The 20,755-nt window shown below is 65.8% G+C and carries 34 protein-coding genes, 1 tRNA gene and 2 pseudogenes; 32 read left to right on the top strand and 5 right to left on the bottom strand.

What is annotated here, in order from left to right; translation table 11 throughout:
• Positions 1-7: 7 nt before the first annotated feature.
• Both E5198_RS00795 and E5198_RS00790 read right to left on the bottom strand, forming a co-directional pair.
• Positions 8-361 carry a hypothetical protein gene (locus E5198_RS00795; protein WP_136488109.1) on the bottom strand — a complete coding sequence of 118 codons (354 nt, stop codon included), beginning with the start codon at positions 359-361 and terminating at the stop codon, positions 8-10.
• Between the two features lie 35 nt (positions 362-396).
• Positions 397-621: a helix-turn-helix transcriptional regulator gene (locus E5198_RS00790; RefSeq protein WP_136488108.1), complete on the bottom strand. Its 225-nt coding sequence runs from the start codon at positions 619-621 to the stop codon at positions 397-399.
• Positions 622-726: 105 nt separating this feature from the next.
• Between E5198_RS00790 and E5198_RS22290 the strand changes: the two are divergent.
• The 9 genes and pseudogenes from E5198_RS22290 to E5198_RS00755 form a co-directional block, all read left to right on the top strand.
• A pseudogene (locus E5198_RS22290) lies at positions 727-900 on the top strand (helix-turn-helix domain-containing protein); the annotation flags it as partial.
• A 144-nt stretch (positions 901-1,044) separates the two neighbouring features.
• Positions 1,045-1,434, top strand: a complete 390-nt coding sequence (locus E5198_RS22285) for a LexA family protein (RefSeq protein WP_372239855.1) — start codon at positions 1,045-1,047, stop codon at positions 1,432-1,434.
• Positions 1,435-1,458: 24 nt separating this feature from the next.
• Positions 1,459-2,178: pseudogene (locus tag E5198_RS00780) on the top strand (endonuclease); the annotation flags it as partial.
• Between the two features lie 27 nt (positions 2,179-2,205).
• Positions 2,206-2,367 carry an excalibur calcium-binding domain-containing protein gene (locus E5198_RS21865; protein ID WP_372239854.1) on the top strand — a complete coding sequence of 54 codons (162 nt, stop codon included), beginning with the start codon at positions 2,206-2,208 and terminating at the stop codon, positions 2,365-2,367.
• Positions 2,368-2,389: 22 nt separating this feature from the next.
• Positions 2,390-2,623, top strand: coding sequence for a carbon storage regulator (locus E5198_RS00775; protein ID WP_136488106.1), 234 nt, complete (start codon positions 2,390-2,392; stop codon positions 2,621-2,623).
• Between the two features lie 26 nt (positions 2,624-2,649).
• The gene (locus E5198_RS00770) at positions 2,650-2,868 is read left to right on the top strand and encodes a carbon storage regulator (RefSeq protein ID WP_136488105.1); all 219 of its coding nucleotides are present in this window, start codon (positions 2,650-2,652) and stop codon (positions 2,866-2,868) included.
• A 96-nt stretch (positions 2,869-2,964) separates the two neighbouring features.
• Positions 2,965-3,429 carry a hypothetical protein gene (locus E5198_RS00765; protein ID WP_136488104.1) on the top strand — a complete coding sequence of 155 codons (465 nt, stop codon included), beginning with the start codon at positions 2,965-2,967 and terminating at the stop codon, positions 3,427-3,429.
• A 199-nt stretch (positions 3,430-3,628) separates the two neighbouring features.
• Positions 3,629-3,877 (top strand): DUF1654 domain-containing protein, encoded by a 249-nt coding sequence (locus E5198_RS00760; RefSeq protein ID WP_136488103.1) that lies wholly within the window; start codon positions 3,629-3,631, stop codon positions 3,875-3,877.
• Positions 3,878-3,904: 27 nt separating this feature from the next.
• The gene (locus E5198_RS00755; protein ID WP_136488102.1) at positions 3,905-4,144 is read left to right on the top strand and encodes a DUF1654 domain-containing protein; all 240 of its coding nucleotides are present in this window, start codon (positions 3,905-3,907) and stop codon (positions 4,142-4,144) included.
• A gap of 446 nt (positions 4,145-4,590) precedes the next feature.
• On the opposite strand, the gene E5198_RS00750 is transcribed toward E5198_RS00755, so the two are convergent.
• Entirely contained in the window at positions 4,591-4,848 is a 258-nt protein-coding gene (locus tag E5198_RS00750; RefSeq protein ID WP_136488101.1) for a hypothetical protein, read from the bottom strand.
• 141 nt (positions 4,849-4,989) lie between these two features.
• On the opposite strand from E5198_RS00750, the gene E5198_RS00745 reads away from it, so the two are divergent.
• From E5198_RS00745 to E5198_RS00685, 13 genes are all read left to right on the top strand, one after another.
• A complete protein-coding gene (locus tag E5198_RS00745) occupies positions 4,990-5,169 on the top strand; it encodes a hypothetical protein (RefSeq protein ID WP_136488100.1) in 180 nt (59 codons plus the stop codon).
• A 103-nt stretch (positions 5,170-5,272) separates the two neighbouring features.
• A complete protein-coding gene (csrA, locus tag E5198_RS00740) occupies positions 5,273-5,467 on the top strand; it encodes a carbon storage regulator CsrA (RefSeq protein ID WP_136488099.1) in 195 nt (64 codons plus the stop codon).
• Entirely contained in the window at positions 5,464-5,688 is a 225-nt protein-coding gene (locus tag E5198_RS00735; protein ID WP_136488098.1) for a hypothetical protein, read from the top strand. Before csrA ends, E5198_RS00735 begins: the two co-directional genes overlap by 4 nt.
• Positions 5,689-6,101: 413 nt before the next feature.
• Entirely contained in the window at positions 6,102-6,458 is a 357-nt protein-coding gene (locus E5198_RS00730) for a hypothetical protein (RefSeq protein ID WP_136488097.1), read from the top strand.
• Positions 6,455-6,649: a hypothetical protein gene (locus E5198_RS00725; RefSeq protein WP_136488096.1), complete on the top strand. Its 195-nt coding sequence runs from the start codon at positions 6,455-6,457 to the stop codon at positions 6,647-6,649. Before E5198_RS00730 ends, E5198_RS00725 begins: the two co-directional genes overlap by 4 nt.
• 128 nt (positions 6,650-6,777) lie before the next feature.
• Positions 6,778-7,587 (top strand): PD-(D/E)XK nuclease family protein, encoded by an 810-nt coding sequence (locus E5198_RS00720; protein ID WP_136488095.1) that lies wholly within the window; start codon positions 6,778-6,780, stop codon positions 7,585-7,587.
• 79 nt (positions 7,588-7,666) lie between these two features.
• Entirely contained in the window at positions 7,667-8,419 is a 753-nt protein-coding gene (locus E5198_RS00715) for a recombinase RecT (RefSeq protein WP_256658925.1), read from the top strand.
• Positions 8,420-8,425: 6 nt separating this feature from the next.
• Entirely contained in the window at positions 8,426-8,626 is a 201-nt protein-coding gene (locus E5198_RS00710; protein ID WP_136488094.1) for a hypothetical protein, read from the top strand.
• 10 nt (positions 8,627-8,636) lie between these two features.
• Positions 8,637-9,392, top strand: a complete 756-nt coding sequence (locus tag E5198_RS00705; RefSeq protein ID WP_136488093.1) for a cell division protein FtsK — start codon at positions 8,637-8,639, stop codon at positions 9,390-9,392.
• Between the two features lie 6 nt (positions 9,393-9,398).
• The gene (locus tag E5198_RS00700) at positions 9,399-11,240 is read left to right on the top strand and encodes an AAA family ATPase (RefSeq protein WP_136488092.1); all 1,842 of its coding nucleotides are present in this window, start codon (positions 9,399-9,401) and stop codon (positions 11,238-11,240) included.
• Complete coding sequence (locus E5198_RS00695; RefSeq protein ID WP_256658924.1) at positions 11,237-11,467, top strand: hypothetical protein; 231 nt, start codon at positions 11,237-11,239, stop codon at positions 11,465-11,467. Before E5198_RS00700 ends, E5198_RS00695 begins: the two co-directional genes overlap by 4 nt.
• A 71-nt stretch (positions 11,468-11,538) precedes the next feature.
• Positions 11,539-12,390 (top strand): DNA adenine methylase, encoded by an 852-nt coding sequence (locus E5198_RS00690; protein ID WP_256658923.1) that lies wholly within the window; start codon positions 11,539-11,541, stop codon positions 12,388-12,390.
• A gap of 83 nt (positions 12,391-12,473) precedes the next feature.
• A complete protein-coding gene (locus tag E5198_RS00685; protein WP_136488091.1) occupies positions 12,474-14,273 on the top strand; it encodes a DNA cytosine methyltransferase in 1,800 nt (599 codons plus the stop codon).
• A 42-nt stretch (positions 14,274-14,315) separates the two neighbouring features.
• Here the strand turns inward: E5198_RS00685 and E5198_RS00680 are convergent, their stop codons facing one another.
• On the bottom strand, positions 14,316-14,924 hold the full coding sequence (locus E5198_RS00680; RefSeq protein ID WP_136488090.1) for a hypothetical protein: 609 nt from the start codon (positions 14,922-14,924) through the stop codon (positions 14,316-14,318).
• 79 nt (positions 14,925-15,003) lie between these two features.
• Here E5198_RS00680 and E5198_RS00675 point away from each other — a divergent pair, with 79 nt between their 5' ends.
• From E5198_RS00675 to E5198_RS00660, 4 genes are all read left to right on the top strand, one after another.
• Positions 15,004-15,432, top strand: coding sequence for a hypothetical protein (locus E5198_RS00675; protein WP_136488089.1), 429 nt, complete (start codon positions 15,004-15,006; stop codon positions 15,430-15,432).
• Between the two features lie 106 nt (positions 15,433-15,538).
• Positions 15,539-15,904, top strand: a complete 366-nt coding sequence (locus E5198_RS00670; protein WP_136488088.1) for a hypothetical protein — start codon at positions 15,539-15,541, stop codon at positions 15,902-15,904.
• Positions 15,905-15,992: 88 nt separating this feature from the next.
• Complete coding sequence (locus E5198_RS00665) at positions 15,993-16,217, top strand: DUF4224 domain-containing protein (RefSeq protein ID WP_305956026.1); 225 nt, start codon at positions 15,993-15,995, stop codon at positions 16,215-16,217.
• Positions 16,217-17,272 (top strand): tyrosine-type recombinase/integrase, encoded by a 1,056-nt coding sequence (locus E5198_RS00660; protein WP_136488086.1) that lies wholly within the window; start codon positions 16,217-16,219, stop codon positions 17,270-17,272. Before E5198_RS00665 ends, E5198_RS00660 begins: the two co-directional genes overlap by 1 nt.
• A 116-nt stretch (positions 17,273-17,388) precedes the next feature.
• Here the strand turns inward: E5198_RS00660 and E5198_RS00655 are convergent.
• Positions 17,389-17,476: transfer RNA gene (locus E5198_RS00655), tRNA-Ser, on the bottom strand.
• A 130-nt stretch (positions 17,477-17,606) separates the two neighbouring features.
• Between E5198_RS00655 and E5198_RS00650 the strand changes: the two genes are divergently transcribed.
• The 6 genes from E5198_RS00650 to E5198_RS00625 all read left to right on the top strand — a co-directional run bounded on the left by E5198_RS00650 (position 17,607) and on the right by E5198_RS00625 (position 20,732).
• Entirely contained in the window at positions 17,607-18,275 is a 669-nt protein-coding gene (locus E5198_RS00650; protein ID WP_136488085.1) for a Bax inhibitor-1/YccA family protein, read from the top strand.
• 92 nt (positions 18,276-18,367) lie between these two features.
• Positions 18,368-18,760: a sulfurtransferase complex subunit TusD gene (gene tusD, locus E5198_RS00645; protein ID WP_136488084.1), complete on the top strand. Its 393-nt coding sequence runs from the start codon at positions 18,368-18,370 to the stop codon at positions 18,758-18,760.
• A gap of 1 nt (position 18,761) precedes the next feature.
• Positions 18,762-19,121: a sulfurtransferase complex subunit TusC gene (tusC, locus tag E5198_RS00640; protein ID WP_136488083.1), complete on the top strand. Its 360-nt coding sequence runs from the start codon at positions 18,762-18,764 to the stop codon at positions 19,119-19,121.
• A complete protein-coding gene (gene tusB / locus E5198_RS00635; RefSeq protein ID WP_136488082.1) occupies positions 19,121-19,420 on the top strand; it encodes a sulfurtransferase complex subunit TusB in 300 nt (99 codons plus the stop codon). Before tusC ends, tusB begins: the two co-directional genes overlap by 1 nt.
• Positions 19,417-19,752: a TusE/DsrC/DsvC family sulfur relay protein gene (locus E5198_RS00630; protein WP_136488081.1), complete on the top strand. Its 336-nt coding sequence runs from the start codon at positions 19,417-19,419 to the stop codon at positions 19,750-19,752. Before tusB ends, E5198_RS00630 begins: the two co-directional genes overlap by 4 nt.
• A complete protein-coding gene (locus E5198_RS00625; protein WP_136488080.1) occupies positions 19,749-20,732 on the top strand; it encodes a glycosyl transferase family protein in 984 nt (327 codons plus the stop codon). Before E5198_RS00630 ends, E5198_RS00625 begins: the two co-directional genes overlap by 4 nt.
• The last annotated feature ends 23 nt before the right edge of the window (positions 20,733-20,755 follow it).

The following is a 20,755-nucleotide window of genomic DNA, read 5'->3' as shown; positions in this document are numbered from 1 at the left end:
GGCCCTGTCAGGCGCTTTTCCGTTTCCGCACACTGGCCTCGCCGGCCTGCTTCACCAGCTCCGCCAGCAGCTCGCTCAGGCGCTCCGGATCCAGCTGCTCGCCGCGGAACAGCGCCGCCAGGGTATGGGCCTTCTGCTGCATCACCAGCGCCGCCAGGATCTGCTCGCGCTGGCTGCCCTGCTGCAGGCGGTGACCGATGAACAGGCAGTCCCGGGCGTAGCCAGTCAGGTTCTCGGCATGGCTCAGCCGCGACGCCTCGATCAGCTCGCGGTAGTCCTCGTCGCACACGCGCACCTTGATCTCCTCGGTCAGGTGCGTGCCGGGCGCCTTGCGGCGCCGGTCTTCGCGGAGTTTTGTCATGGGGTGGTTCCTCGCGGGTGGTTGGCGGGCTTGAGTCAGGCGGCGGGCTTGTGGGCTGGTTCTTGAGGGAAAGCAGTGTCCAATGAGCAGTCGGCCCCAAGAGCCTGAAGCGCCCCAACCAAGGCTCGAGCTTCATCCAGGCCAGGTTTTCGGATACCTAGCTCGTAGTTAGCGAGTCGCGCCTGTCCCCAGTTGAGCTGGCGGCGAAGGTCGGCTTGGCTGATTCCAGCCGACTCGCGGATTTCACGAATACGGTTCATGTGCGTACTCCATCGGCAACGAGCACAGAATAAACACGTTTCGTGATGATCGCAAACACGATAAGTGAAACCGCCCTATAACGGAGCGTGATTAGAATCAGCGACATGAATACGCTAGGAAAACGCATCGCCCACCACCGGAAAGCAGCAGGCCTATCTCAAGCTGCGCTTGCCAGTGCGTGTGGCTGGAAGTCTCAATCAAGGGTCGGCAACTACGAGTCAGGCACTCGCGAGCCGACGCTTGCCGATTTGGAAAAAATTGCTGCCGCGGTTGGGGTGTCTGTTGCGCAAATCACATATGGCGAGCCGCCCCAACGAGTAGCAGAGCCAGCCGTCCTTGGACAGGCCGACGGAGGCTCCAAGACAGCCGAATCCGGCAACGTCACCCCCGCCCAGCAGCCCGACCGTCTCTACCGCTACCCCGTGATCAGCCAGGTGGCTGCCGGCGCCTGGCAAGAGGCCATCGAGGCCTACGAGCCATGGGCCTACGACACCTTCGAGCTGGCCGACTACCAGGCCAAGGGTTCTGCGTTCTGGCTGAAGGTCAGCGGCGACTCCATGACCTCGCCGGTACCGCCGAGCATCCCCGAGGGGCACCTGATCCTGGTGGACACCGGCGTCGAGCCGCGCCCGGGCGACATGGTGGTGGCCAAGTTGGTTGACGCCGACGAAGCCACCTTCAAGCTGCTGGTGGCCGACGCCGGCCAGCTCTACCTGAAACCACTGAACCCGGCCTATCGTATGATCCCGATCGACGAGCGCTGCCGCCTGATCGGCGTGGTCGTCGAGGCCAAGATGAAGCTCCGGCGATAACAGCCAACAACGCAAGGACGCGCCATGCACTCCAAGCTCCTCGCAGCCACCCTGCTGCTCGCCCTCTTCTCGCCTGTCGCCCTCGCCTTCCAGGGCATCGAGGCTCCGCGCACCTTCAACGAAGCCAAGAAGGTAGCGTGGAAGCTCTACGCCGGTCAGGAGAGGACCTTCTACTGCGGCTGCGAATACACGGGGAATCGCGTCGACCTCGAGAGCTGCGGCTACCAGCCGCGCAAGAACGCCGAGCGAGCCAGCCGCGTCGAGTGGGAGCACATCGTGCCCGCATGGGTGATCGGCCACCAGCGTCAGTGCTGGCAGGCCGGCGGGCGCGACAACTGCACAGCGAACGACCCGGTATTCGCTGCGGCTGAAGCCGACCTGCACAACCTGGTACCGAGCATCGGCGAGGTGAACGGCGACCGATCGAACTTCGCCTTGGGCATGGTCACCGGCAAGCCGACTCAGTACGGCGCATGCCCCATGGTGGTGGACTTCAAGGCGAAGACCGCCATGCCGCCGGAAAAAGTGCGCGGCGCCTCCGCTCGGATATACCTGTACATGGCCGACCGCTACAAGCTGCGGCTCTCCAATCTGGACCGCCGCACCTACGAGGCCTGGAACCACCAGTATCCGGTCAGCGCGTGGGAGAAGTGGCGCAACCAGGCAACGGCCTGCGCCATGGGCTGGGGCAACCCCTACGTTGGAGAGGTGGACCTGAGCAACTGCTCTGGCGGCGCGCAGCGCGTAGCCGGTACCTCTTCCGGCAGCGCAATCGGCGGCAGCGCCGGTGGCACCAGCTACAGTTGCTCGACGAAGAAAACGTGCGGCCAGATGTCCTCGTGCGAGGAGGCGAAGTTCCACCTGCAGCAGTGCGGCAACGGTCGGCTGGACGGCAACAACGACGGCGTGCCCTGCGAGGCGCTCTGCCGGTAACCCTTCAACGCAAGGACGTACCATGCCTCTCCAGCTCACTCGCCGTGTCGGACAGCGAATCTTCCTGACCATAGATCCAGCCGCAGATCTGCAGGAGGCCGTCCAGCGAATCCTCAAAGAAGGGATAGAGATCGGCGTCGCCTTCATCGGTGACTCTCGGGTGTACCTCGACATCACGGCGCCACAGGAAGTGAAGGTGCTGCGAGAGGAGCTTGTAGCGCGGGACAACGCCCAGCGCGAGTCCCTCAGCCAATAACGAAACTGATCGCCAGGACGCGAACCATGCCCCTCATCCTCAGCCGCAAAGCAGGCCAGAAGCTGGTCATTACCCTCGACCCCGCAGCCGACCCGCAGGAGTTCCTGCGCGCCCTGCAGGCCGATGGCATCGAGATCACTATCAAGGAAATAAGCGGTCGCGGCGCCCAGGTGCGACTGATGGTCGATGCGCCGCGTGAGCTGCTGGTGCTGCGGGAGGAGTTAACAGAGCGTCAGCCAATCTGAGAGAGCGGCCGTCGCCGCGTAGGCTTTTCACTTCATGCCTCCCGAGCGGCGATCCTCTGCGATATCATTTTGTGATCTATCGCACGGATGCCACTCATGGCACGACGCCACCGCAAACCACTATCCCCCATCGCCTGGCTGCTGGGCGTGATCATCTCCGTCGGTGGCTCATACGCCGTCTACCGGGTGAGCGCTTCCGCCATCCAGGACATGACTCAGCAGCAGACCGAGAAAGCTCAGGCCGCCGTCCAGAAGATCCAGCAGCAACAGCAGGCACGACAGCGCCTGGCCGCTCCCCCTCCGAGGCCAACCCCCGAGCAGCTCGCCCGGCAGCAAGCCGTCGATACGCGTCGCCAAGCCGAGCTAGTCGCGGCAGCACGGCTCCGGCAGGCCGAGATCGCCGCGAAGGATGACGCCTGGGAGCACTTCTACCAGCCGTCCAGAGCGTGCATGTATCCAGAGTCCGATCAGCGGAAGCAGGTGTGCGAGGCGTCGGCCAATAAGGCCCGCGAGAGGTTCGAGAAAGCCTGGGCCTCTGGACAGCTGCAGAGCCAGCGTTGAATTCACGTCTGCCCGACATCCGCATGACGAAACCTTCACGGTCCGGGGCATAGCCTGCAGGGACTGAGAGTTTCCCCCTATTTGCCCCGCCACTGAGCGGGGCTTTTTGTTTCTGCGTCAGCCGTTCTACACCATCTCCCTCTTGCTCTCGCGTTCATCTCAAAATACTGTATATACATACAGCAAAGGAGATGCCTGCATGGCAAAGAAAGCAACCGCCACCACCCTTCCCACTCCCTACGAACTCCTCGCCCGCCGGATCCAGAAGCTGATCCTGGCGCCGCGCGCCCAGCTGGAGCGCCGGGCCGTCATCGCCCGCGAGCCGGATGAGCTGGAGGACGACTGGAACCTGCTGCTCGAGCAACTGAGCGAAGAAGAGAGCGTGACCCTGGCGCCCCAGGAAGACGGCTCCGTCTACCTGACCTGGGCAGCACCGAGTACCGAGTGATCAGCTCCGAGTGAAAAGGATCTTCCCATGCCTATTCCGGACCTCCACCCAACAGACACCTACCTCGCGCTCGCCTGCCGTGTGCAGGAGGCCATCCGGTCACCTCGGGCTCAGCGTCTCCACGAGGTGACAATCAGCCGCCGGCCCTGCGAGAGCCTGCAGGACTGGCAGCGCCTGCTCTACGAGCTGGGCAGCACCACCGACCTGCGCTTGGTCAGCCTCGGCGACGGTCGGGTGCTCCTCTCTTGGTACCTCGACCGCTCCTGAGCCTGTCGATCAGCGCTACCTCAAGCCCGCCACCGTGCGGGCTTTTTCATGCACCACGAAATAAAAATCACGATTCGTGTTGACTGCAAAAACACAATGCGTGATATTTGTTTCAACGCCGCACACACGGCAGGCCCTAGCAGGGCCGACAAGGGCAGCGATGCCCGGGCATTGGCCCGAACGCTCTTTAACAACCTGCGCCATGAACGACTACCCCGCCACGCGTTGGCGGCCTAGGTCACTCCCGGCTCCATCGGTGGGAGGTCAGAAAACCGATGAAACAGACCACGATGCCTCTTGCGGCGACCGGGGAGCAGACAGGCGCGAAAGCCTGCCAACGGTGGGAGAAACCCATCGGCTGATCCAGGGCGAAATGCTCTAACCGTGCGAATGACCCGCAACGCATCGTGCCCCGCCTGGCTCCCCAGGGCGGATTGGTCAGGGGATCAGCGGCGCTTGCCGCTACCGAAGGAACCGTCGACCACGCTGTGATTGACGGAAGAGAACTTGGATTTGATGTGAGACCTGGCGACAGCCAGTTGCCGCTCAAGATTCAGGATGTGATTTGCGATGCCGGCACCACCGCTCCCAGGTTGCCGGCTTTCCATCTGCAACCGAGCGGCTGCGATCTGCTCTTCCAGCCGCTTCACCAACTGGCGAGCAGTTGGCTTCTTCACGCCGCTTGGCTGTTTTTTCTTCTTCATGTACGGCCCCTGGTCAGTGCACGAAGTCTAGCAGGCAGGCGCAGGTGGCCAGAAACAGCGCCCAGCAAGACCTGACGTTTTCACTGATGGCCGTTGGCGACAGCGGCCATTGGGAAAACCACCAACCGAAGGAAGTGCGCCATGAGCGAGTTCAAGAAAAACCAGCCGGTGAAGTTCACCAACCCGCGCGGCCAGATGAAGACCGGCAAGTACCTCGGCGAGATCAACCGGGGCCCGGGCAAAGGCCTGGGCGTGTATGCCCAGGTCGAGGTCGACGGGAAGCCCGTGAGCGTGCGGCCGAGCAAGCTGACCGCAGCCTGACAGGCGCCAAGTGCCCGGCCCCGCGCCGGGTGCTTCGCGGGATGGCCTTCAACACGAGGGCCATGCCGGAAGCACACCAACACCATGACCAAGGAGGTCAGAAATGCTGATTTTGACTCGGCGCGTAGGCGAAACCCTGATGGTCGGCGACGACATAACCGTCACCGTCCTCGGAGTGAAAGGCAACCAAGTACGCATCGGCATCAACGCGCCGAAGGACATCGACGTCCACCGCGAGGAGATCTACCAGCGCATCCAGGCCGGACTGCCGGCCCCTGCGAAGGCGGTGCCGGCATGACCCGCATCACAGTAGTCATCGAGGACCACGCCGAGGGCATCCACGTGGGCCAGCAGCTGGCCGGCGGGCGCGTAGTCGCGGCTATGCCGGGCGACCACAGCGGGCTGCTGGAGGCGCTGGAGCAAGTATGCGCAAGGTGGGACGAGCCGTATTACTGCTGCGGTCTTGGTAATGCCATCAAGTCAGCTCGCGCAGCCATCGCCAAGGCCCGCGGCCAGTAACCGCAGCGACACCCGCCGGTGGATCGGGATGCTGCAGGGGTCAGCGCTGAAACCCTCGGCAGCCGCGATCACGGTCGCGGACATGCGCCCCAGCAGTTCGAGTAATCCGCAAGCCAGCCCCGTACGAGGCCCCATGCCGGCAACTGCGCCGGTGGCGAAGAGCAGATGACAGCCGGGAAAGACCGGCCCGACCGCCCCACCAGGGCGGATCGGAAAGGCCAGACCATGCAGCTCAGTGGCAGCGCATCGCGCATGAGCCCGAGGTAGCGCATGCGAATCGCTGGTCTTCCCGATGCGCCCTGCATCACCGCCGGCATCCCGTGGTGGCACTGCCGGCACCCTCCTCCCATCCCCAGTCTGCATCGGTCGCCGCATCAGCGCGGTGCGTCGACTCATGCACGCAGGAGCACGCCATGACCCCAGCACTTCGCAATGCCGCCGCCATGCGCCGCGGCCAGTTCGCCCACGACACAGCCGAACCCGAGCACGACTACGCCCGTGAAGAGGCAGAGGATCGCATCTCCGACCTGCTCGACAGCGGCGATAAGGAAACCACCAAGGCGTTCGCCGAGTACGCCTACGAGGTGATGAGCCACGCCGAGATCATCGACGCCATGGCCGCGTTGTTCCGCGTCAGTGACAGCAAGTGGCGCACCCTGCGCGACCGCCTCGACGACGTGGTTGGCGAGCCGCTCGACTGCTTGCGGATCTGCATGGACAACGAGTGCCGCTCCCGCTTCATCGCCGAGCGCGCGGGAGGCGAAGCATGACCACCTCCCCCGTCCGCAGCATCGTCGACGACCAGCTCAACGAGATCCGCACCGTCACCGTGCTCACCACCCGGCCGCTGCCCGAGGCGCTGGGTCTGCCACCGAATACCCCGCTGATCGAGTGCGGCCTGCGAGGTGCGCTGACCATCCGCGGCGGGCGCCGGTACATCGAGCTAGAGGTGCGACCGTGACCTCCGAGCACCAGAAAGCCCGCCGCCGTGCCACCTGGTGCGGCACATCCCTCGCCCTCCTGGCCATGGCCGCATACTGCGCGGCGCTGGGCCTGGCCGAGGCAATCACTTCCTGATCGGAACACCCCATGACCAGCACCACCACCGTTCGAGCCTCGTCCTGGGGCTCGCTGTTCGACTGTGGGTACCGCTGGGAGGGCGTCCACTTGCTGGGCATGAAGTCGCCCAGTAGCCCGCGCGCCCTGCTCGGTACCGCCATCCACGCCAGCACCGCGGCCTTCGACGCCGCCCGTATCGCCGGCCAGGAGCTTTCGGCCTTCGATGCCGCAGAGCACCTGGTCGAGACGCTTCGCCATCCCGAGTTCGACGTCGACTGGCGCGGCTCCGACCTTACCCCAAGCGAGGCGGAAGCCACCGGCCTGACCCTGCACACCCGCTACTGCCTGGACATCAGCCCCCGCTACCAGTTCGTGGCGGTTGAGCTGGAAACCAAGCCGCTTGAGATCAACTGCGGCGGCGGGGTCGTCGTGCGTCTCACAGGCACCTTGGACAGGGCGCGCATCAAGCGCGACTGCGACGGCATCGGCATCGCCGACGTGAAGACCGGCGGCGCCGCGGTCAGCCAGGGCGTCGCCAAGACCAAGGGCCACAAGCCCCAGCTCGGCACCTACGAGCTGCTCTACGAGCACACCACCGGCGAGCCCTGCACCGCGCCGGCCGAGATCATCGGCCTCAAGACCAAGGGCCGGCCGGAAACCGGTACCGGCGAAATCATCGGCGCCCGCGAGCTGATGGTCGGCACAGAGGACTACCCCGGCCTGATCCAGTTCGCCGCGGACATGTTCCGCACCGGCCTGTTCCCGCCCAACCCGCAAAGCCCTCTCTGCAGCGCACGCTACTGCGTGCGCTGGAAGACCTGTCCCTACAAGGCCGAATAGCCAGGAGCACACGATGAACCAACCCACTTCCATTCAACAGCTCCAGCAGCCCCAGCAGCGTGCTCAAGCGCCCGTCGCCATGAGCTTCTTTGACCTGCAGGGCTTCGAGCTGATGCAACGCATCGCCAAGGCGTTTGCCTCCTCGGACCTGGTGCCCAAGCAGTACCAGGGCAACCTGCCCAACTGCATGATCGCGCTGGACATGGCCCAACGCATCGGCGCCAACCCCCTCATGACAATGCAGAACTTGTACGTGGTGCACGGCACCCCGGGCTGGTCGAGCAAGTTCCTGATCGCCACGGTGAACACCTGCGGGCGCTACAGCACCCTGCGCTACGAGTGGAAGGGCAAGCCCGGCGACAAGGACTACGGCTGCCGCGCCTGGGCGGTCGAGAAGGAAACCAACGAGCGCCTCGATGGGATCTGGGTCACCTGGGAGATGGTCAACGCCGAGGGCTGGTCGACCAAGAACGGCAGCAAGTGGAAGACCATGCCCGACCAGATGTTCATCTACCGCGCCGCCGCCTTCTGGCAGCGCGCCTACGCGCCCGATCTGGGCATGGGCCTGCAAACCGAGGAAGAGCTGCGCGACACCTTTGACGCGAAGCGCGACGGCTCCGGCGGCTACTCGGTCGACCTGGACACCCTGCGCACCGTCGAGCCTGCCGCCCCGCAGGCCGATCGGCAGGAGGCCCTGCCGCACGAGGAGGCCGAGGTGGTGGACACCATCACCGGCGAGATCCTCCAGCCCGAGCCGGAGCCCGCGCGGCAGCAGGCCAAACCCCAGGCCCAGCAGCAGCCCGCCAACCTGGACGGCCTGAACTTCGAGTAAGCGCCGATGGCCTCTCGCACCATCACGGAAATCTTCGACCGGCCCGAGGAGTTCACCGCGCTCCTCGGCGCCGCCGAGCTCAACGCCAGCAACGACTGGGAAGACCAGTTCGCCGCGGACCTGCGCGCGAACTTCCAGCGCTACGGCACCCGCACCTACCTCAGCGACACCCAGCTCGAGCAGCTGGAGCGCATTGCAGCCGCATAAGGACTACCGCATGACCGAGCACAACCCGCAGTTTCTGCAGATGACCGCCGACAATATCGGCGAAAAGATCCTCGCCGGCCTGGTGCAGGAGATCCGCATCATGCCCGACTGCTGGCAGAAGATGAGCGAGGCCAAGCAGGCCGACGTCATCGATCGCCTGAAGACCCAGGTCACCAATGCCGTGACCCTGGCCGTGCACATGATCGCCAGCGCTGAGCGCAAAACCGCCTATGGCAAGCTCGAGTCTGTGGCGATCAAGGACAAGATGAAGGCGGTCCTGGTGATCAACCAGCACAGCCCCTGCCGCCACGAGCTGCTGGATGCCGTCGAGCAGGATTGCCTGATCATCCTGGGCGGCGCCGATGAGTTCATGGGCAACGTCGACGGCGCCGTCGCGCCCGATCCCGACCAGAACCCGCTGGACCTGAACGGCGGCGACCGGGACATGCAGGATCCTGGTGCCTGGGGTGATGACGCCCCGCTCGATGCCGAGTACACCACCGCAGACGACACTCTCAGCCTGCCGGCCGCCGAAACCTTCGCGGGCCACACGCTGGCCGATCTGGAGGCCGCTGTCGTCACCCGCAAGAAGACCATCGACCTCGGCTACCTGCAGTCGCGCTTCGCCCTCAGCTACGACGAGGCCCGCCGCGTCATCCTGCTGATGCTGGAGGCCGGGACCATCGCGCTGGAAACCGAAGGCGCGCACCCGGACGAGAACCTGTACCGCGTCCTGAAGAAGCCGGCGGAGCTCAACCTGGAGTAACAGGCCATGCGAATCACGAACATCGAAGTCACCAACTTCCAAGGGCTGCGTCATGCGGCCCTTGCTGTTTCCGAGCCGGTGCTGCTGGTCTCCGGCTTCAACGGCGCCGGCAAGTCGAGCATGCTGGATGCGATCAGCATGGCCCTCACCGGCCAGCCGCGTCGCGTCAACCTGAAGAAGGACTTGGCCAAGCTGGTCACCGAGGGCGCCAAGAAGGGCGAGGCGGTGGTCAGCTGGACCGGCGCCACCGGCGAACAGGAGTCCGCCGCGGTGGCTCTGCCCAGCGGCAAGGGTGCGCCCCTGGTCGACCTGCCCTGCCTGCCCTTCGTGCTGGACACCAGCAAGTTCGCCGCACTGGACGAGAAAGAGCGCCGCCGCGTGCTGTTCGGCCTCACCGGCGCCAGCGCCAGCCCGAACGAGATCGCCAAGCGCCTGGCCGACAAGGGCGCCGAGGCCAGCCTGATCGAGCGGATCAAGCCGATGCTCCGGACAGGCTTCGATGCCGCCGTCGTCCAGGCCAAGGAGTACGCCAGCGAGGCGCGTGGCGCCTGGAAGGCGATCACCGGCGAGGCCTACGGCAGCGAGAAGGCCGAGGGCTGGGAGCCGGAAACGGTCACTGCCGTCGAGGTGAAGCCGGAAGACCTCGAGGCGGTCAGCCGCGAGCTGTCCGTGGTCGAGCTCGATCTGTCCGAGGCACAGCAGACCATCGGCGGCCACAAGGCCGCCATGGCCGCCGCCGATCAGCGCCAGCAGCGCATCGCCGAGCTGCGCGAGACGGCCGCCCTGCTGCAGCGGCGCCAGCACAAGCTGAACAACGACACCGGCGATCTCAAGCACTGGCAGGGCCAGCTCGCCGCCGCGGAGGCTGCAGCGGCCGGCGGCAAGCAGGGACTGGTGCACGACATGGCGCGTAACCTGGCCGACTGGCAGGCGCTGGCCCTGCGCACTGCCGGCGTGCAGGAGGCCGACAGCGGCCTCACCACGCCTTGGAGCGTGCTCGAGGAGATGGACCGCGCCAAGCTGCTGCTCGAGCGCTACACCGCCGAGCACGGCCCGCTGGCCGAGACCGGGGCCGCGGACGCCAAACTGGCCAAGAGCGTCCCCGAGTATCAAGGCTACGTCGACAGCCTGACTCGCACAGTCGCCAACGACGAGCGCGACCTGAAGGCCTCGCAGGACGCCGCCGCGCAGCTGCAGGCGCTGGAAGCAGAGGCCGCCGGCATCCCGACCGCGGAGGCCATGGCCAACGCTGAGCAGGCCATCCACGACCTGCGCCAAGAGCGGGACAGGCTGATGGCCAAGCAGCAGGCCCTGCAGGATGCCCAGCGTGCCCAGGCCGACCGCGGCAAGATCATCGCCGAGGCAGCCGGCCACCACGCCGCGGTGAAGAGCTGGACGCTGATCGCCGACGCACTGGCGCCCACTGGCATCCCGGCTGAGATCCTGGCCGGCGCGCTCGCCCCGGTGAACACCCTGCTGGCCGACCTGTCCGCCGCCGCTGGCTGGCAGCCGGTGCAGATCGGCAGCGACATCGGCGTCGAGTTCGGCGGCCGCGCCTACGGCCTGCTGTCCGAGTCCGAGCGCTGGCGGTGCGACGCGCTGCTGGCCATCGCCATCGCTTCGCTGTCCGGCCTGCGCTTCGTGGTGCTCGATCGCTACGACGTGCTGGACCTGCCGAGCCGCGGCCAGATCATCAGGCTTCTGATGGCACGCACCCAGGACGGCACGCTGGATAGCGCCATCATCGCCGGCACCATGAAGGCGCCGATGGTCAGCACCCCGCCGGGCCTGCAGGCGGTCTGGGTCGAGGGTGGAGTGATCGGCAACGCCATGGAGGCCGCCGCATGATCGATCCGCAGCCCTACGACCGGATCAACACCATCGGCAGCAAGGAGGCCGAGCGGCAACGGCTCGCCTCCCTGCTCGGCCAGCACCTGGCCTGCGGCGGCGAGGTCCGGGTGATCGCCGGCTTCAATCCGGTGCCGGTGCCGCCTCGAACCAGCCGCATTGACCCCGAGACGGTGCTGAAGCGGCGCAAGCCCAAGGCCCGCGCCGAAAGCAGCGCGGGAGCATAACCACCACACCACCCGCCTGCTGCCGGCCAACGCCGGCGGCGCGGCATCGATCGACCAGGAGAAGGCACCCCGTGATTAATTCACCGGCCATCCGCTACCACGGAGGCAAGTTCAGGCTTGCTCCCTGGGTTATTCAGCACTTCCCCCCACACCAGATCTACGTCGAGTCTTTCGGTGGTGCTGCCGGCGTGATGCTTCGCAAGCAGCGGTCTCACGGCGAGGTCTACAACGACCTAGATGGCGAAATGGTCAACCTATTCCGAGTGCTACAGCAGCCCGCCAACCGGGAGGCACTGACGGAACTGCTGGTGCTGACCCCTTACGCCCGCGCTGAGTTCGAACTCGCCTGGGAGCCGGCTGCGGATCCTATCGAGCGGGCCCGCCGCACGATTATCCGAGCACAGATGGGATTCGGCTCCGCCGGCGCCACCAAGGGTGCGACCGGCTTTCGGATCGACACCAAACGCGCCTACGGCACAGCTCAGCAACTGTGGGCCCGCTACCCGGAGCAACTGGCAGCCATTGGGCTGCGCTTCTCTGGCGTACTCATCGAGAACCGGTCGGCGATTGAGGTCATGGCCGCACACGACTCGCCGCTGACCCTGCATTACGTCGACCCGCCCTATCTGCACGAAACTCGAGTGCTCGATGCCGGCAAGAATGGCTACTACCGGCACGAGCTGAGCAACGACGAACACAGAGACCTGCTCCAAGCGATCGCCAGCCTCCAGGGCATGGTTGTTCTCTCCGGCTACCCGAGCGACATGTACCGCGATGCTCTCCATGGCTGGGCCATGAACACTACAACTGCACGGATCTCCGCAGGCCGCGGAGGCGCAACGCGCACCGAGTGCCTCTGGCTCAATCCTGCCTGTATGGCTGCACTGCAGCAACGCGGGCTTCCACTTGAAGAAACTGCATAGCGCAGGTTCCCCCATCACCCTCGCCCGCCGCCGCGATCTCCGACGGCGCGGCATTGCTTTGCCTGGAGAACACCGTGTCAGGAATGATCAAACGCACCTTCAAGCACTTCCACTTCTGCTGCGGCCTCGGCGGCGGCGCCAAGGGCTTCAACCGCGCCCGACCGGTGGTCGGCAACCAGCAGGCCGAGTGGCGCTGCCTCGGCGGCATCGACGTCGACCCGGCCGGGCTGCGCGACTTCGAGCGGCTGGCCGGCGTGCCGGGCACCCTGCTGGACCTGTTCACCCGCGACCAGTACACCCGCTTCCACGGCGTAGAGCCGCCGGCCGGCTGGAGGGAGGCAACGCCCGAGGACATCCGCCGCGCCGCACAGAACGAAGACCCGCACGCGGTCTTCATCAGCAGCCCATGCAAGGGCGCCAGCGGCCTGCTGTCCGAGAGCATGAGCAAGACCCCGAAGTACCAGGCCTTGAACGAACTCACCTTGAGGTGCGTCTGGTTGATGTGCGAGGCCTGGCGGCACAACCCGGTCGACCTGATCGTGTTCGAGAACGTGCCCCGGCTGGCCACCCGCGGCCGGCACCTGCTGGACCAGATCGGCAAGCTGCTCGGCCACTACGGCTATGCCGTCGCCGAAACCACTCACGACTGCGGCGAGCTCGGCGGCCTGGCCCAGAGCCGCAAGCGTTTCTTGCTGGTGGCGCGCCACGTCGAGAAGGTGCCGCCGTTCCTGTACGAGCCGGAGAAGAAGACCCTGCGCTCGGTGGGCGACATCCTCGGCCGCATGCCGCTGGCCGGCGATGTCGAGGCCGCCGGGCCGATGCACCGGGTACCGGCACTGCAGTGGAAGACCTGGGTGCGTCTCGCCCTGGTCGAGGCCGGGAAGGACTGGCGCAGCCTGAACCGCCTGGCGATCGAGGACGGCTACCTGCGCGACTTCGTCATCGTTCCCGAGTACCAGGCCGGCTACCTTGGCGTGCGCGACTGGGATCAGGCGGTTGGCACCGTCGCCGGCCGCAGCAGCCCCACCAACGGCGCATTCTCGGTGGCCGACCCGCGGGCGCCGGCCGAGGCCCTGCAGTACCAGCAGTACGGCGTGCGCCGCTGGGACGAGACCAGCGGGGCGGTGATCGGCGTGAAGTCGCCCGGGCAAGGCACGTTCAGCGTCGCCGATCCGCGGCCGGCCGGCGTGCGCCACAACAACGTCTACCGCATCGTGCCGATGGACCAGGCAGCCGGCACCGTGACCGGCGGCCAGTCGCCGAGCGCTGGCGGGCAGTGCGTGGCCGATCCGCGGCCGGGCTGGAATCGCCACAGCAACAACCTGGTGGTGCGGGATTGGAGCCAGCCGGCCGGTACCGTCATCGCCGGGGGCAAGGGTGTGCAGGGTGGCCAGCAGTCGATTGCCGATCCACGCCCGGGCATGCGCCGTGTCGCCGGCGACGCCTACCTGACCGGCGGGCACTACGGCGTGGTGGCCTGGGATGGCCTGGCCGGCGCCGTGTCAGCAAGCGCGCGCCAAGACAACGGCCGCTGGAGCGTCGCCGATCCGCGCATGCCGGCAGCCGACGAGCGCCTGACCTGTGTGATCCGCGCCCTCGATGGCACCTGGCACCGACCGTTCACGACGCTCGAGCTGGCCGCCCTGCAGAGCCTGGTGGACCCGGAGGAGCAGCTGGAGCTGGACGGCCTGTCCGATCAGGCCTGGCGGGAGCGCATCGGCAACGCGGTGCCGCCGGCGGCAGCAGAGGCCATCGCCCACGTCATGGGGACCACCCTGCTGCTGGCCGGGCAGGGGGAGACGTTCATGCTGTCGGCTATGCCGATCTGGGTGCGGCCGGTAGCGGTGGGCTTTAGCATTGAGCAACTTGGCGATCACTCGTAAAAGTGACGCGCTGCACACAACCGCGATATTAAGGAGGCTCCATCACCCAGCAGATGAGGCTTCCTTATAACACTGCCAGTTATAATCCAGCAATTTTGCTAGAGCGACAACACTTGCACATGCATTAGCTACTTCCTGCTCTTGACATTCAGTGTCTCGCATTGCCGCCTCGATCTTTCCAATCATCTGAGCAATGCAACTAACAATACCAGCATAAGAGCTCACAAGTTTTTTACTTCCCAACTCGTGGGCCGGGATTTTCTTGAGCGAGTTAAACGATGACTCAACCATCTTGCACAAATATTCATCCCAATTCTCCTTGAACCCACCATTGAACGAGTTTGAATAAGCCATCGCGCCAAGCACGGTAGCATCAGTAACGGCGCTTGAGACTACCGCATAGTAAGCCTCGGCCTTCTTTCTATCGCTCTCCCGCCGTTGAACTTCGCCCTGTTCCCGCTGAAGCTGGCTTACTTTGAACGCCCCCCACACAGCTGTAATAGACCCTATAGCCTGAACCCAGCTAGCCAACTCAGTAGCCGAAAGCTTGAAAAGCGAAATAATAAATATCCCTGCTAGAGCCAACAAAACATTCTGAACTGAAAACCATGGCTTGAACAAACTACGCCCAAATTCATTTAGCATCGCCATTACCGCCAAATCCTCCCTTTAGTTACGCCCAAAAACTACCGCACTCCATGCCATCGCGCCACCCCGGCGAGGTATTCCCATGCCCACAGAAAACCACGCTTTGATGCAGCAGCGCGCCGAGCACTGCAACGAAGCCATTCGCATCATCGGCGACCACGGTCGCCGCTTCTTCTACTCCGAGAATCTCGATCGCTACGCGCGTGTCGAGGTCGACCTGCACGGCCGCATCTGGTGGGTCGATGACTGCTCGGGCGAGCGGATTGACACGCACCAGGACAGCCGCGCCAGTCGGTGGCACGGCTTCAACCACGGCGGAACCCTGCAGTACCTGGCTGAGCAACTCTGCGAGTACGTCCTCACCGGCGAGCCGGTACCCATTTGGCTCCTCGGCCCTGAGCGCGCCTGGTATGCCGGCAATGTGTGGGGCTACCCGCCGGAGGATATGGCGAAGGTCCGCAAGCTCGCCGGGGCCCTGCCCACCTTCAGCCAGGAGCAGTCGGTCGAATGAACCGCCCCACCTACTGCAGATCCCAACTGCCCCTCCGCGAAGCAGCCGGCTGCAGCTGCCACCGCTGCCGGCCCGTGCACCAGGACAAGATCAAGGAGAACCAAGCATGAGCAAGCCCTTCGCCAAACTCTTCGCAGTCGAAGGCATCGGCCAGATCCTGGTCATCACGCGCCGCGGCGACGACGGCCCGGAGCTGGCCATCACCTTCCGCATGCCCAACGGCAGCGTCTGCGACATCAAGCTCGGGTACCCAGACAACGACGATGGCTGGGACCAACTCGACGCCGCATTCGACCAGATCGACGAGCCCACGGCCGCCAGCCTGGCGCGCGAGCAGATCGAGGCCGGTCCGTTTGCCGAGCTGGGCAGCATCGATGACGAGGACATCGAGTGGGAGCAGGTCGGCACCAGCACCTGCGAGTGCGGTGATCCGGAGTGCCTCAGCGGCACCCAGCACCATAGCAACGACTGATCAGCACCGGCCACCTGCCGCAGCCTGACTCCTCCCCCTATCCACACCTGAGCGCTGCCCAGCCGGGCGGCCAGGAGGACTATTGCCCATGGAAAGCGAAATCCTCTCCGACCAGGAGCTCGCAGAAATCACCGGCTACAGCATGCCAAGCAAGCAGCGCGAATGGCTTGACGTAGAGCGATGGGTCTATCACAAGAATCGCGCGGGGCACCCGGTCGTCGGCCGCGTGTATGCCCGCATGCGGATGGCCGGAATCGCGCCGAAGTCGGCACCAGCCGAAGCCTGGAGCCTTGATTTGTCGAAGGTGGGATGATGCGCCCGAAGTCCCCGCAGAACCGGAAGCTCCCGCCCAGGATGCTGGAGCGGGTGCGGACGCTGAAAAGTGGTAAGCGGCTGGTCTACTACTTCTACAACGGCCGCGATGAAGATGGAAAAAGGAAGGAAATTCCGCTTGGCAGCGATTTCGACGCAGCCAAGCGGGAGTGGGCAAAGCTGGACTGCAAACCAGCCCCGTCGGCTGGCGGAACGATGGGCGCCGTGTTCGATCGGTATGAACGGGAGATCATTCCGGACAAGGCCAGCCGGACACAGCGCGACAACCTGCTGTCGCTGACCCAGCTGCGCAAGGTGTTCCGTGACGCGCCGCTGGAGGCGATCACTCCCGCCGTGCTCGCCCAGTACCGGGACGCGCGGTCAGCCAAGGTCAGGGCGAACCGGGAGATCAGCCTCCTGTCGCACATCTGGAACATCGCACGCGAGTGGGGGATCACCGACAAGCCGAACCCGGCGACCCGGCTGCGCAAGAACAAGGAAACGCCGCGCGACTACTACGCCACGCAGGAGGTGTGGGATGCGGTCTACGCCCAGGCCGCGCCCGAACTGCGCGATGCTATGGACCTGGCCTACCTAACAGGCCAGCGCCCGGGGGACGTTCTGGCCATGCGGGCGGCAGACATCGTTGACGGATACCTGCAGGTCGCACAGAGCAAGACGACGAAGAAGCTGCGCATCGTGCTCGAGGGCACCGCCCTGGGCACGCTGGTTGATCGGCTGCTGGAACGACGCCGGCAGCTGTCGGTACGTGGGCCGTGGCTGATAGTCACCGACGACGCCGTCAGGGTCACTTCCCCCATGCTGCGCCGGCGCTTCGACGATGCCAGGGACAAGGCTGCTGCCAAAGCGCTGAAGGCCGAGGACGAGAAGCTGGCGGCCGTCATCCGGCAGTTCCAGTTCCGCGACATCCGCCCCAAAGCAGCCTCGGAAATCGCGGATTTGAGCAAGGCATCCCGCTTGCTCGGGCATACAGACAAGCGGATCACCGACACCGTTTACAGGCGCATTGGCGAGATCGTCGAACCCACCAAGTGAGCCGAGTTGCGGAAACGATCCTAGAAGTTGCGGAAACGATGCGACGCGCTGCGGTACCGCGCCAGACTGCCAGAAACGCAAAAGCCGCGACTGGCGCGGCTTCTGGCTTGATGTAATGGCGGAAGCGGTGAGATTCGAACTCACGGACGGTTGCCCGTCGGCGGTTTTCAAGACCGCTGCCTTAAACCACTCGGCCACACTTCCACAACGGGCGGCAATACTACCCGATCGAAACAGACTGTCAAACTCTGTTTCTTGGCGTGGCGTCCGGCTTTGCTAAGATTCGGGCATCCCGCCAGTCTGGCGGACGTTGCATGTCCAGGAGGAAAGCACAATGCGCGAACAACCCTATGTCCTGCAGGGCACGCAGGTCGACCAGATCGAGACCAGCAAGGTCCTGCGCAACACCTACGCCCTGCTGGCGATGACCCTGAGCTTCAGCGGCCTGGTGGCCTTCGCCGCGCAGCAGGCCCATGTGCCGCACCCGGGCATCCTGATCACCCTGGTCGGCTTCTACGGCCTGTTCTTCCTGACCGTGAAGCTGCGCAACTCCGGCTGGGGCCTGCTCAGCACCTTCGCCCTGACCGGCTTCATGGGCTACACCCTCGGCCCGATCCTCGACCGCTACCTGGGCATGGCCAACGGTGCCGACGTGATCGTCAGCGCCTTCACCATGACCGCCATCGTCTTCGGCGGGCTGTCGGCCTACGTGCTGACCACCCGCAAGGACATGAGCTTCCTGTCGGGCTTCATCACCGTCGGCTTCTTCGTGCTGCTCAGCGCCATGCTGGCCGCCTGGCTGTTCGAGATCAGCGGCCTGCAACTGGCGATCAGCGCCGGCTTCGTGCTGTTCTCCTCGGCGGCGATCCTCTACCAGACCAGCGAGATCATCCACGGCGGCGAGCGCAACTACATCATGGCGACCGTCAGCCTGTACGTGTCGATCTACAACCTGTTCATCAGCCTGCTGCAGATCTTCGGCATCATGGGCAGCGACGACTGATCCCGCCCTGCCGTGCCCTCTGGAGCCCGCCACTTTGGCGGGCTCTTTCGTTTGCGTTTATCATGGGCGGCATTGTTGCCAGGCCGCTCCAGATGAAATTCGCCATCGCCCTGTTCGCCCCGCCCCACGCCCCGTCCAGCCGCCGTGCCCTGCGTTTCGCCGAGGCAGTGCTGGCTGGCGGCCACGAGATCGTCCGCCTGTTCTTCTATCAGGACGCCGTGCAGCTGGCTTCCGCGCTGACGGTCAGCGCACAGGACGAGCTGGACCTGCCGGCCGCCTGGCGCGCCTTCGTCACCGAGCACCAGCTGGATGGCGTGGTGTGCATCGCCGCCGCCCTGCGCCGCGGCGTGCTGAACGCGGAAGAAGCGCAGCGCTACGGCCGCGCCAGCCACAACCTGGAGGCGCCCTGGGAGCTGTCCGGTCTCGGCCAGCTGCATGAGGCGGCCCAGGACGCCGACCGCCTGATCTGCTTCGGAGGGGACTGAGATGGCCAAATCCCTGCTGCTGATCTGCCGCCGCTCGCCGTGGAACGGCCCGGCCGCCCGCGAGGCGCTGGACATCGCCCTGGCCGGCGGCGCCTTCGACCTGCCGATCAGTCTGCTGTTTCTCGATGACGGCGTGTTCCAGCTGCACAGCGGCCAGCACCCGAAGGCCGTCGAGCAGAAGGACCTGACCGCCAACCTGCAGGCGCTGCCGCTGTTCGGGGTCGAGGCGCTGTACGTCGCCGCCAGCGACCTGCAGCGCCGCGGCCTCACCGCCCGGCAGCTCGCCCTGCCGGTCACCGAGTTGCCCGACGCCGAACTGCCTGCCCTGCTCAACCATCACGACCTGGTGATCACCCTCTGATGGCCACCCTGCACCTGCTTTCCCGTTCGCCGTTCGCCGACACCAGCGGCGCCAGCTGCCTGCGCCTGCTCGGCCCGGGCGATGGCCTGCTGCTCTGCGGCGACGCCGTCTACGCCCTGCAACCCGGCTCGCAGCCGTTCGAGGTGCTGCGCGCGCTGCCGGCCGACCGCCGGCTGTTCGCCCTCGCCGAGGACCTCCAGGCCCGCGGCATCGCCGCGCCGGAGTTCGTCCACCCGCTCGACTACCCCGGCTTCGTCGAGCTGACCCTGCGTTTCGAGCGGACCAACAGCTGGCTATGAACATGATCACCGTAGACGGCAAGGACATCGCCCTGGACAAGGACGGCTACCTGGTCGCGCTGGACGACTGGAACCCGGCGGTGGCCGAGGCGCTGGCCGCGCGCGAGCAGATCGTGCTGGGCGCGGCGCACTGGGAAATCCTCGAACTGCTGCGGCGCTTCTATGCCGAATTCCAGCTGTCGCCGGCCACCCGCCCGCTGATCCGCTACACCGCCCAGCAGCTCGGCCCGGAAAAGGGCAACAGCCTGCACCTCAACCAACTGTTCCATGGCACTCCTGCCAAACTGGCCGCCAAGCTGGCCGGACTGCCCAAACCGACCAATTGCATATGACCCCGACCCTGGTGACTCCCGCAGAACACCCCTTCGCGCAGTTCGTGCGCATCCTCGGCAAGGGCAAGCGCGGCGCGCGCAGCCTGACCCGCGAGGAGGCCCGCGAGGCCATGGGCATGCTGCTCGACGGCAAGGCCGAGGAGGTCCAGCTCGGCGCCTTCCTCATGCTGCTGCGGCACAAGGAGGAGAGCGCCGAGGAGATCGCCGGCTTCACCGAGGCGGTGCGCGAGCGCCTCAACGCACCGCCCACCGTGGTCGATCTGGACTGGCCGAGCTACGCCGGCAAGAAGCGCCACCTGCCCTGGTACCTGCTGGCGGCCAAGGCCCTGGCCGCCAGCGGCGTGCGCATCCTGATGCACGGCGGCGGCGCACACACCGCCGGGCGCCTGTACAGCGAGCAGCTGCTCGACCGGCTGGACATCCCCTGCTGCAGCGACTGGGCGCAGGTCGGCCAGGCCCTGGACCTGGGCAATGTCGCCTTTATCCCGCTGGGCGCCTGGATGCCGCGCCTGCAGCACATGATCGACCTGCGCAACACCCTCGGCCTGCGCTCGCCGATCCACTCGCTGGCCCGCGTGCTCAACCCGCTGGGCGCGCGCTGCGTGCTGCAGAGCATCTTCCACCCCGGCTACCAGGCCATCCACCGCGAGGCCAGCGTGCTGCTCGGCGACCACGCCATCGTCATCAAGGGCGATGGCGGCGAGATCGAGGTCAATCCCGACGTCGACACCCACCTGTTCGGCGCCACCGCCGGCCAGGCGTGGGACGAGGAATGGCCGGCGCTGTCGGCGCAGCGTCACGTCAAGCCGGCCAGCCTCGACCCCGAGCACCTGGCCGCCTTCTGGTGCGGCGAGGCCGAGGACGCCTACGGCCGCCTGGCCGTGCTCGCCACCATGGCCCTCGCCCTGCGTGGCCTGGGCCTGGAGCGTGAGGCCGCCTTCCAGCGCGCCGCCGAACTGTGGGAGCGTCGACTGGGGTGAGCCGTCGGGGCGGGCTGCCGGAT

The sequence above is a fragment of the Pseudomonas sp. A-1 genome (assembly GCF_004801855.1).
GTDB lineage: Bacteria > Pseudomonadota > Gammaproteobacteria > Pseudomonadales > Pseudomonadaceae > Geopseudomonas.
Note: the sequence above shows the minus strand (reverse complement) of the source record. Positions and strands in the feature narration are given on the sequence as shown.